The 10373-nt window shown below is 72.1% G+C and carries 7 protein-coding genes; 6 read left to right on the top strand and 1 reads right to left on the bottom strand.

All coding sequences use genetic code 11. The annotated features are described in order from the left end of the window. A partial coding sequence (locus ACFWP5_RS49970) for a hypothetical protein (RefSeq protein WP_384173282.1) occupies positions 1 to 196 on the bottom strand: 196 nt, incomplete at its 3' end. A 1103-nt stretch (positions 197 to 1299) separates the two neighbouring features. Between ACFWP5_RS49970 and ACFWP5_RS49965 the strand changes: the two genes are divergently transcribed. From ACFWP5_RS49965 to ACFWP5_RS49940, 6 genes are all read left to right on the top strand, one after another. Continuing rightward, positions 1300 to 3210 (top strand): glycogen debranching N-terminal domain-containing protein, encoded by a 1911-nt coding sequence (locus tag ACFWP5_RS49965; RefSeq protein ID WP_384173279.1) that lies wholly within the window; start codon positions 1300 to 1302, stop codon positions 3208 to 3210. A 130-nt stretch (positions 3211 to 3340) separates the two neighbouring features. Beyond that, complete coding sequence (locus tag ACFWP5_RS49960; RefSeq protein ID WP_384173276.1) at positions 3341 to 4099, top strand: NUDIX domain-containing protein; 759 nt, start codon at positions 3341 to 3343, stop codon at positions 4097 to 4099. 91 nt (positions 4100 to 4190) lie between these two features. Then, on the top strand, positions 4191 to 6299 hold the full coding sequence (locus ACFWP5_RS49955) for an ATP-binding cassette domain-containing protein (protein ID WP_384173273.1): 2109 nt from the start codon (positions 4191 to 4193) through the stop codon (positions 6297 to 6299). Between the two features lie 162 nt (positions 6300 to 6461). Continuing rightward, positions 6462 to 7349 carry a FadR/GntR family transcriptional regulator gene (locus tag ACFWP5_RS49950; RefSeq protein ID WP_384173270.1) on the top strand — a complete coding sequence of 296 codons (888 nt, stop codon included), beginning with the start codon at positions 6462 to 6464 and terminating at the stop codon, positions 7347 to 7349. Between the two features lie 436 nt (positions 7350 to 7785). Continuing rightward, positions 7786 to 9327 (top strand): RNA polymerase sigma factor, encoded by a 1542-nt coding sequence (locus ACFWP5_RS49945; protein ID WP_384173267.1) that lies wholly within the window; start codon positions 7786 to 7788, stop codon positions 9325 to 9327. Positions 9328 to 9459: 132 nt separating this feature from the next. Further along, positions 9460 to 10317 (top strand): S1 family peptidase, encoded by an 858-nt coding sequence (locus ACFWP5_RS49940; protein ID WP_384173264.1) that lies wholly within the window; start codon positions 9460 to 9462, stop codon positions 10315 to 10317. Positions 10318 to 10373: the final 56 nt, after the last annotated feature.

The following is a 10373-nucleotide window of genomic DNA, read 5'->3' as shown; positions in this document are numbered from 1 at the left end:
AGCTGGAGGGGCGGCGGGAACTGGAGATCTGGCAGGAGCTGGAGGGGTAGCGGGCGCTGGGAAGGTGGCGGGAGCTGGAGGGGCGGCGGGGGCCGGAGGGGTTGCGGGCGCTGGAACGGCTGCGGGAGTCGGAGCGGCGACGAGCGCCGGAGGGTTGGTCGGCGGCGCGGAGGTCGCCGACGGTTCCGTGCGGCACGGCGCGAGCGATCCCGGCGACGGCCCGGCACCGGCGACCTCGCCCACGGCCTCCCGTCGTCGGCGACGCGCGCGTGCCGCCGACGGCGCCGAGGGTCGTCCCCATCCCTCGGGCGGAGACAGCCGCCGATCCGGGACCGACGGATCGCGTCCGCGCACACCGGCGCGGGGCGCCGCACGCCCCAGCAGCAGCACACGTTCGCGCACCTCTGGGAAGGGCGGTTCGCAGCGTTACGACGCCTGCTCGGAGGCGCCGCAGTCGGGGAGCAAGGGCATTGAGGGGGACGGGTGATCAAGGGTTGGGCGAGTGGAAGGCAACCTCGCCGGTCCTGTGGTCGGCCTGGTGCGTTCGGAGCTTGGTTCCACGCTTGGTTCCACCGGGGCGTCCGGCTGTCGGCGGCGACTCCGCCAGCGGTGAGTGTCCCCAGCGCGCGGGCCAATGCTGGACTTGCTGAGGGGCACGCCGCGCGAGAAGCGGGCGTGTGCGGCCGACGGACCGTGCGCGGGGTCGGCGGTCACCGGGACCGAGGAATTGACGCCAACTGTCCGTCCCCTCCGCCGCGCCGCCATTCGGTCGGCTTCCCAGGCCGCGGGCGTGACCACGAGGAGCCCGGTTCCGTTCACCTGAGTGGCGGAACGCCTGAACGGGTCGTGTCGCCGGACAGCCTTTGTCCTCCCGGAACCGTCCATCCGGCGCCGAACACGCCTGAGGCGCACAGAGCGCAGAAGAAGCCGCCCATGCATCAGCCGACTCCGCCCTCCGCCGCAGACGACCGCCCTCACTCCGGTGAACCCGAACCGAGCCCGAGCCGGGGCACCAGCTCATCGTCTCCGCATCTCGGGAGTTCATCGCCGCCGTACACGGGCACCGCCGATCCTGAGCATCCGCCGCAACCTTCCCGTCCGCCGGTAGAGGCGCGGGCACCCGGCCAGATCCGCCGCCCACCCTCGTTCACACCCCCACGCCAGTCGTCTCCCATCTCCCCACGCCAGACCTCTTCCCTCTCCCCGCCTCAGAACCCTCTGCCATACCCGCCATCCCCGTCCCGCCCGACGCCCCGCCGTTCCCTCGAACTGCCCCCCACCCACACCACCCTGATCTGCGTGGCCCTCCCGGGTCTCGCCGTCTCCACCGAGCAAGGGCAGCTGAACGGCCGGGGGTTGGAGGGGTTCTACCGCGCGGGTCGGCGCGTGCTCGCCCGCTGCCAGGTGAGGGTGGCCGGACGGGAACCACTGGCCGTGCAGGCCAGGATGACGGCGGCCGACCGCGCCCGCTTCGTGGGGACCGTGCGGGTGTCCCCGGACTGCGGCCCGGACCCGGACCTTGTCGTCGAGCGGACCCGGCACGCCGACGGCACCGAGCGCATCACGCTGCGCAGCGTCTCCTGGCGCCCGCTGCGCCTGCCGGTCGAGGTGGCGCTCGGCACCGACATGGCCGATCTGGGCGCGATCGCCGCGGGCAGCGCAGGACCCGAACTGCCCGCCAGCGTGCACGACTCCGGCCTGCGCTGGACCGGCCCCATCGGGAACTCGGCGGTCACGGCCGACCCGCCGCCCGCCGACGCGCTGGCTTCCGCAGGACTCCTGCGCTGGGAGTTCGAACTGCCACCGGGCGGCACGGTGAGCGTGGAACTCCGGGTACGGCCGGACGGCGCGGGACCGGTCCGGGCCGTGGGCCATGGGGCGACAAGTCCCCTGGCCTCCGCACGGGCGACCGGCGACGACCCGCGAGCCCAAGTGCTCCTGCGGACCAGCATCGAGGACCTCCAGGCACTTCTGCTGCGCGACCCCGCGCACCCCTCCGACACACACCTCGCCGCAGGGGCACCCTGGAAATGCGGTCTGGCGCCGGCGGAGTCGCTCACAGCGGCGCGGATGACGCTTCCTCTCGGTACGCGGCTCGCCGCAGGCACGCTGCGGATCCTCGCTCGCACCCAACTCCAGCACGCCGGAGTGCAGTTGGGCATGATCCCCGGACCGCGTCGCGATGCCGGCGCCCATCTGCCGCCGAGCTGCGCGGGGACCGAGGCGACCCTGCTCTTCCCGGTGCTGCTCGCGGAGGCCCGCCGCTGGGGGCTCCCGGAGCAGGAGACACGGGAGCTACTCCCGGCCGCCGAGCGCTGTCTGACCTGGCTGCGGACCACCGTGGGCGACGGCACGTATCTGCGTGACCCGCATCCGGGCGGACCCGTCCGCTGCGAGACACAGGCCCACGCCCACCGGGCGGCGCTGCTCGGTGCCGATCTGCTCGACGCGTTCGGCAGACCCGGCGCTGCGGAACTGCGGCAGTGGGCCCAGGAGTTGCGCACCGCCTTCCGCGCGGACTTCTGGATCGGGGACCTGGGCGGCGGACGCCCGGCCGCTGCCCGGGCTCCGGACGGACGTCTCGTACCGCACCTCGGCGCGACCGCGGCCCACCTGCTCGACACCGGACTGCTGGGCGGTGGTGAGTACGCACCCGGCCTCCTCGACAAGGTGCGGGCCGAACAACTCGCCCGGCTGCTCGGCGCCCCGGCCATGGACTCGGGCTGGGGCCTGCGCGGCCTGGGCGTGAAGGAGCCGGGATACAGCCCGTTCAGTCACCGGAGCGGAGCCGTGCGGGTGGCGGAGACGGCGATCGCCGTCGCGGGCCTGTCCGCCGCCGCGTACGAGAAGGAGGCGACCTCCCTGCTGCGGGGCGTCCTCGCCGCGGCGGAGGCGTTCGGACACCGGCTCCCCGAGATGTACGCGGGGGAGCAGCGCACGGACGGGAGCGCTCCCCTTCCTCACCCGGCGGCCTGCCGCCCGGCGGCCACGGCGGCAGCCGCCGGAGTGCTGCTGCTGACCACCCTCGCGGGAATTCGCCCCGACGCCCCCGCCCGCACGGTCACCCTCCGCCCGGTGCGCAGCGCGCCCCTGGGCGAGATCGGCCTGACCGGGCTGCGGATCGCGGGCGCCCCCTTCTCCGTACGGGTCGGCCGCCTCGGTGTCGCCATGGTCGAGGAGGCGGCCGACGGCCTGCAATTGGGAGCGTGACCTCGGAGGAGGCCGTATCGGGAGACGGCCGGAGGCGGTGGGCGAACCGCGCATCGCACCGAAGTGGATCAGTCGTGGCGGTACCGACGAAGGGAGTGTTTATCGTCAGGCAGACGACTATGATCGCCGCATGTCCTACGACCCGTCAGCGTATCCGCCCTTCGCCGTCACCGTGGACCTGGTCGTGCTGACCGTGCGCCGCCATGCTCTGTGCGGGCTGGCGGTACGCAGGGGCGAGCCGCCGTTCCAGGGACGCTGGGCGCTGCCCGGCGGCTTCGTGCGGGCCGACGAGGATCTGGCACAAGCCGCCGCGCGCGAACTGGCCGAGGAGACGGGACTGCGTGCCCACGACTCGGCCGTCCCCGTCCAGGACAACGGGGCACATCTGGAGCAGCTCGCGACCTACGGCGACCCCAAGCGCGATCCGCGGATGCGTGTCGTCAGTGTCGCCCACCTCGCGCTCGCTCCCGACCTGCCCGCACCCCGCGCCGGTGGCGACGCCAGCAACGCGCGCTGGGCGCCCGTCGAAGAGCTGCTGCAGCAAGGGGGGTTCGGACGCGACGGCGATCCTGCGGCGCCGCTCGCCTTCGACCACACGCAGATCCTGTCCGACGGGGTGGAACGCGCCCGTTCGAAGATCGAGTACTCGTCCCTGGCCACGGCGTTCTGCCCCACCGAGTTCACCGTCGGTGAGCTGCGCCGCGTCTACGAGGCGGTGTGGGGCGTGGCGCTCGACCCGCGTAACTTCCACCGCAAGGTGACCGGCACGCCCGGGTTCCTCGTCCCGACCGGCGGTACGACGACCCGTCAGGGCGGTCGCCCGGCGCAGTTGTTCCGGGCCGGCGGGGCCACGCTGCTCAACCCGCCGATGCTGCGCCCCGAGGTGTGACGCCGTGGTACCTCGCTTGAGGTGATCAACCGTTGCGGAGCGGGCCGTTCGGTGCCCGGAAAAACGGACATAGCGCGCTATCTTGCTGTGGGTGATCCAGGCCTTCGGACTGACCAGCAACGCCCGCAAGGAGCATCCGCCCGCCGTCGACGACGTCTCCTTCGAGGCACGTGCGGGCCGTGTCACCGCACTTCTCGGAGCGCCCGGCGCGGGCAAGACGGCCGCGCTCAGGCTCATGCTCGAACTCCAACAGGGACGTGGAATCACCTACTTCAGGGGCCGCCCCCTGCACCGCATCGCCCACCCGTCGCGCGAGGTCGGCGTGCTCCTGGGCGATGTGCCCGGACATCCGGCCCGATCGGTCCGCGGCCATCTCCGGATGCTGTGCGCCGCGGCGGGCGTTCCGGCCCGGCGCGCCGACGAAGTCCTCGAAGTGGTCGGCCTCGTCAGCCTGCGCGACGAACGCCTCGGCAGCCTCGCGCGCGGCATGGACCGTCGCCTCGGCCTTGCCTGCGCCCTGCTCTCCGACCCGCACACGCTCGTGCTGGACGAACCCGCGGACGCCCTCTCCGCCCGCGAAAGCCGTTGGCTGTACGGCATGCTGCGCGCGCACGCGGCCCAGGGCGGCACGGTCCTGTTCACCACCGCCGAACCCAAGGAGGCCGCCCGCTGCGCCGACCGGGTCGTCACCCTGGAGCAGGGCAGAGTCGTCGCCGACCAGGAGGCCGGAGACTTCGCCCGCACCCGGCTGCGCCCCCGAGTCGCCGTCCGCAGCCCGCACGCCAACCGCCTCGCCGCCCTCCTCACCAAGGAGGCCCGCACCACGCACCGTTCCGTCGAAGTCGTACGGGAGGAGGGCAACCGCCTTTCCGTGTACGGCAGTACATGCGCCGACGTCGGCGAGGCGGCGTTCCGGCACGACATCCTCGTACACCAACTCGCCGACGAGATCGGGGACATGGGGCCGGGCGCCGGAACGGCCCTCCGAGGTGAGCCGGAATCCGTCGCCGAGCCGCGAGTGCCGGACACCTCGTCGACAGCCGAGATGCCGTCGGCCCGGACTGAGGTGCCGCTTGCCGAGCTGCCGGCGCGACTCACAGTTGTGCCGCCCGCTGAGACGCCGACGCCGGCCACCGACACGCTGCCTGCCGAGACTTCACAACCCCACACCGCTGCGCGGCTCCCGACCACGCTGCCCGTCGCCGAGCCACCCGTCGCCGAGGAACCGGAACCCGCCGCCGAACCCCACCCGCCGTACGAGGCCCACGCAGCCGCTGCAAGTGCCCCGACCACGAACTCCCGGCTGGTACCCCTCATCGACCCTGAGGAGTCGGCCGGCATCCATCCCCGCGCGCGTGCTCCACGTCCCTCCCAAGCCCTCACCCTCGACGCCCTGCCCCCGCTCCCGCCCCCCATCTCCGTCCGCTCCGCCCCCAGCCCGCTGCGCCCGCTCCGCTACGAGCTGCGTCGGGCCGCCGGTATCGGCACCGGGTTTCTGACCGGGGTCGCCGTGCTCGTCGTGTCCGCCCTCACCGCGCTGCTGCTTGCCCGCATCGGTCATACCCCGCAGCCGCGTCTGCTGGCCGCGTGGCCGCGGGAGTTGCCCCTGCCCCCCGCTGCGCTCGGTGCGGGACTGCTCGGGGCGTTCGCGTTCGGTGACGAGTTCCGCCACCCTGCCCTGGCGGCGGACCGCGGCACCGTGCCCCGCCGGATGGGGCTGCTCGTCGCGAAGCTCCTCGTCTCCGCGGCCACCGCGCTGCTGCTGGCGTTCCTCACGGTGGGCTGCGACGCCGAAGTGCTCTATCTCGTCTACGGACGGGAGCTCGCGCAGGTTCCCGCCGACTGGCTTTCGACGGGCGCGAGTTGGATCGGCCTGGTCGTCGGCTGCGCCTGGGCCGGAGTTCTGGCCGCCGGCATCTTCCGGTCCACCACGGCCGGGCTCGCCGCGGTGGTCGCCGTACCGATTCTCGTCGTACCCCTCGTGCACAAGGCGTTGGAAGGGCCCGCCGTGCGGACCGCGGAAGGCTTTCCGCTGCGGATGCGGAAGGTGTTCCTGCTGCAGTGGCCCTTCGGGGGAGAGCGTTACCTGTCCGCGGCGGCGCGGGTGATCGCCCAACCCGTGGGCGGGGCACTGACGTTGTCGCTGACCGCCCTGCTCTGCGCGTATCTGCTCACGACCCTGCGTAGCAGGGTCCGATGACGACCGTCCGCACCCTTCGGGTGCCGCTCTGCGCACAACTCCCCGCAGAAAGCCCATTTCTTTCCGATAAGGCGTCAATTGCGACGGGGTGAGCGATCACCCTTTCGTGTGCTTTTCACCAAAGACCTCAAGGGAGTTGGAGACAGCGCCGACAAAGGATCCGTGAGTACCCTTGCGCACACCATGATGACCGCCGCCCGCTCCGCAGACTCCGGTCTCGCCGGCCCGGGCGGACTCGACCGCTACCCCTATGCCGAGGCGCCCGTCACCGAGCGCCTCGGAGCCCCTTCCTGGGACGGTTCCGACCCCGAGCTGGGCCGCGTGGGCCGGCGTGCCGCGGGCAGCCGCGGACGCGGGCTGCACGGCCAACTCGTCCAGCAGCTGGGTCAGATGATCGTCTCCGGGGACCTGGGCGCCGACCGCCCGCTGGTACCCGAGGAGATCGGCCAGCGTTTCGAGGTCTCCCGCACCGTCGTCCGTGAATCGCTCCGCGTCCTGGAGGCCAAGGGCCTCGTCAGCGCCCGCCCGAACGTCGGCACGCGCGTGCGTCCCGTCAGCGACTGGAACCTCCTCGACCCGGACATCATCGAATGGCGCGCCTTCGGCCCGCAGCGCGACAACCAGCGCCGCGAACTGAGTGAGCTGCGCTGGACGATCGAGCCGCTCGCCGCGCGCCTCGCCGCCGGGCACGGGCGCGAGGACGTCCAGCAGCGCCTCTCCGACATGGTCGAGATCATGAGCCATGCCATGGGGCAGGGCGACGCGCTGACCTTCTCCCGCGCGGACGCCGAGTTCCACTCGCTGCTCATCCAGGTCGCGGGCAACCGGATGCTGGAGCACCTTTCCGGGATCGTCTCGTCGGCCCTCCAGGTCTCCGGCGGCCCGGTCACGGGCTGTGACCGCCCGACCGAAGCGTCCCTGGGGCACCACGCCCGGATCGTCGACGCCCTCGCCGCAGGCGACGGTGCGGCGGCCGAGGCGGCCATGCGGCAGCTGCTCATCGTGCACCCCGAGGTGGAGCGCGTGGTGCCCGCTCCGCGCGAACACTGACGCGCGCGGGGTGGCCGGCGTGGTCGAGGTGTGCCGCGTTCTCGTGGCGGCGCCCGGCCGGAGCGCCCGTCTTCCGCCGGACCCCGCAGGATCCTCCAGGGAATCCGGCGGGGTCCGGCGGTGCGACGGGGGTGTCGGATCTCTCTGAGGAGCGCCCGCCACGGCCGTGGGTGACCTCCTCTGCCCGTGTCTGACCGTTTTTGAACGCTTACGGGGTGTGACTCGGGCCACGCAGATTGGGCGTAACGCTCGCGGGCACTGCGCGATGACCTAAGAGGTGACAGCCGCGGAAGGGAATACGGACGCCGTTCAAGGCGCTGTGTTTCTTCCCGGCCCCAGCCCGCGCCGTCGGCCCATCCCCAAGCTGGCGGTCGTCGGCTCCTGTCCGTACCGGACGGGGCCGGAAGCCGTTTTCCATCGTTCCGAGAGGTTGTTCGTGTCGGCCAGCACATCCCGTACGCTCCCGCCGGAGATCGCCGAGTCCGTCTCTGTCATGGCGCTCATCGAGCGGGGAAAGGCTGAGGGGCAGATCGCCGGCGATGACGTGCGTCGGGCCTTCGAAGCTGACCAGATTCCGGCCACTCAGTGGAAGAACGTACTGCGCAGCCTCAACCAGATCCTCGAGGAAGAGGGTGTGACGCTGATGGTCAGTGCCGCGGAGCCCAAGCGCACCCGAAAGAGCGTCGCAGCGAAGAGTCCGGCCAAGCGCACCGCCACCAAGACGGTCGCCGCGAAGACGGTGACCGCCAAGAAGGCCACCGCCACCGCCACACCGGCGGCACCCGTCGCCGACGCCTCCGTCGAGGACGACGCCGCCCAGAAGGCCGCTGCCAAGAAGACGACGCCCGCCAAGAAGGCGGTCGCCAAGAAGGTCGCCGCCAAGAAGACGACGGCGGCGGCGAAGAAGACCAGCGCCAAGAAGGACGACGCCGAGCAGGTCGACGAAGAGGCGACCGAGGAGACCCCCGGCAAGACCGGGGACGAGCCCGAGGGCGCCGAGAGCGCCGGGTTCGTGCTCTCCGACGAGGACGAGGACGACGCGCCCGCGCAGCAGGTCGCCGCTGCCGGTGCCACCGCCGACCCCGTCAAGGACTACCTCAAGCAGATCGGCAAGGTCCCCCTCCTCAATGCCGAGCAGGAGGTCGAGCTCGCCAAGCGCATCGAGGCCGGTCTGTTCGCCGAGGACAAGCTGGCCAACGCCGACAAGCTCGCCCCCAAGCTCAAGCGCGAGCTGGAGATCATCGCCGAGGACGGCCGCCGCGCCAAGAACCACCTCCTGGAGGCCAACCTCCGTCTGGTGGTCTCCCTGGCCAAGCGCTACACCGGTCGCGGCATGCTCTTCCTGGACCTCATCCAGGAGGGCAACCTCGGTCTGATCCGCGCGGTCGAGAAATTCGACTACACCAAGGGCTACAAGTTCTCCACGTACGCCACCTGGTGGATCCGTCAGGCGATCACCCGCGCGATGGCCGACCAGGCCCGCACCATCCGTATCCCGGTGCACATGGTCGAGGTCATCAACAAGCTCGCGCGCGTGCAGCGACAGATGCTCCAGGACCTGGGCCGCGAGCCCACCCCGGAGGAGCTGGCCAAGGAACTCGACATGACCCCGGAGAAGGTCATCGAGGTCCAGAAGTACGGTCGCGAGCCCATCTCCCTGCACACCCCCCTGGGCGAGGACGGCGACAGCGAGTTCGGTGACCTCATCGAGGACTCCGAAGCCGTCGTCCCGGCCGACGCGGTCAGCTTCACCCTCCTCCAGGAGCAGCTGCACTCCGTCCTGGACACCCTGTCCGAGCGCGAGGCCGGCGTGGTCTCGATGCGCTTCGGTCTCACCGACGGTCAGCCGAAGACCCTCGACGAGATCGGCAAGGTGTACGGGGTCACCCGTGAGCGCATCCGCCAGATCGAGTCCAAGACCATGTCGAAGCTGCGCCACCCGTCGCGTTCGCAGGTCCTGCGCGACTACCTCGACTAGGTCGTAGTCGTACGACACGGAAGGCCCGGTCTCCCTTCGGGGAGCCGGGCCTTCGTGCCGGCCGCGGGTGCGGGGCGCGGCGTGCTGGATCACTCTGGGTCTCCCATGACCATCCCAGAGTGAGGAACGTGCATGCGTCGTCCCCTAGCCCGGGCGCTGACCCGGCCGTTGGTCCTGGCGGCCGCCGCGTCCGCCATACCGCTGGTCTCCGCGGCCCCCGTGGCCGCCGACAGCATCGTCGTCGGCGGGTTCCCGGTCGATGTCTCCGTGAGCCCCTGGACGGTGGCGCTGTCCAGCCGTGACCGGTTCGGGGGTACCCGGGCGGGGCAGTTCTGCGGCGGTGCGGCCGTGAGCCGGACCACCGTGCTGACCGCGGCCCACTGCATGGGCGACGACGTCCTGGGGGCGTCGCCGCACCGCGCAGCTGACCTCGAGGCCATCGCGGGCCGTACGGACCTCCTGTCGGACCGGGGCCAGGAGATCGCCGTACGCGATGTGTGGGTCAATCCGGACTACGACCCCGCCAGCAACGCCGGCGACTTCGCCGTGCTCACCCTCGCCGCTCCGCTGCCCCAGAGCTCGGTCATCAACATGGCGGCCGCGGGCGACACCGCCTACCGAGCGGGCACGGCCGCCACGGTCTACGGCTGGGGCGATCTCACCGGCAGCGGCGACTACGCGGGCAGCCTGCACGCGGCAAGCCTGCACGTGCTGCCCGACGCGCGCTGCGAGGAGGCCTATCCGGCCGGTTCCGACGGCACCTACCTCCCCGAGTCCATGCTGTGCGCCGGAGAGGCCCAGGGAGGCCGTGACGCCTGCCAGGGGGACAGCGGCGGGCCGCTGGTCGCCCAGGGGCGGCTGATCGGGCTCGTGTCGTGGGGCAGCGGGTGCGGGCGGGCCGGGAGCCCTGGCGTCTACACCAGGGTGTCGGACGTCCTGCGGGCACTGGGCCGCCACCGCGGCTCGCCAGGGCCGCACAAGGGCGCCTGACAGCGTCTGAGAGGCATCTGCGGATACGAAGACGGGCGGCCCCGCTCCTGTGGTTC

Origin of the sequence: Streptomyces sp. NPDC058469, assembly GCF_042721125.1 — a bacterium.
Taxonomy (GTDB): Bacteria; Actinomycetota; Actinomycetes; order Streptomycetales; family Streptomycetaceae; genus Streptomyces.
This window is presented reverse-complemented; position numbering and strand designations above follow the sequence as displayed.

Coding starts and splice junctions, on each gene's coding strand:
- ACFWP5_RS49940 (WP_384173264.1), top strand. CDS start 9,460: ATGCGTCGTCCCCTAGCCCGGGCGCTGACCCGGCCGTTGGTCCTGGCG.
- ACFWP5_RS49960 (WP_384173276.1), top strand. CDS start 3,341: ATGTCCTACGACCCGTCAGCGTATCCGCCCTTCGCCGTCACCGTGGAC.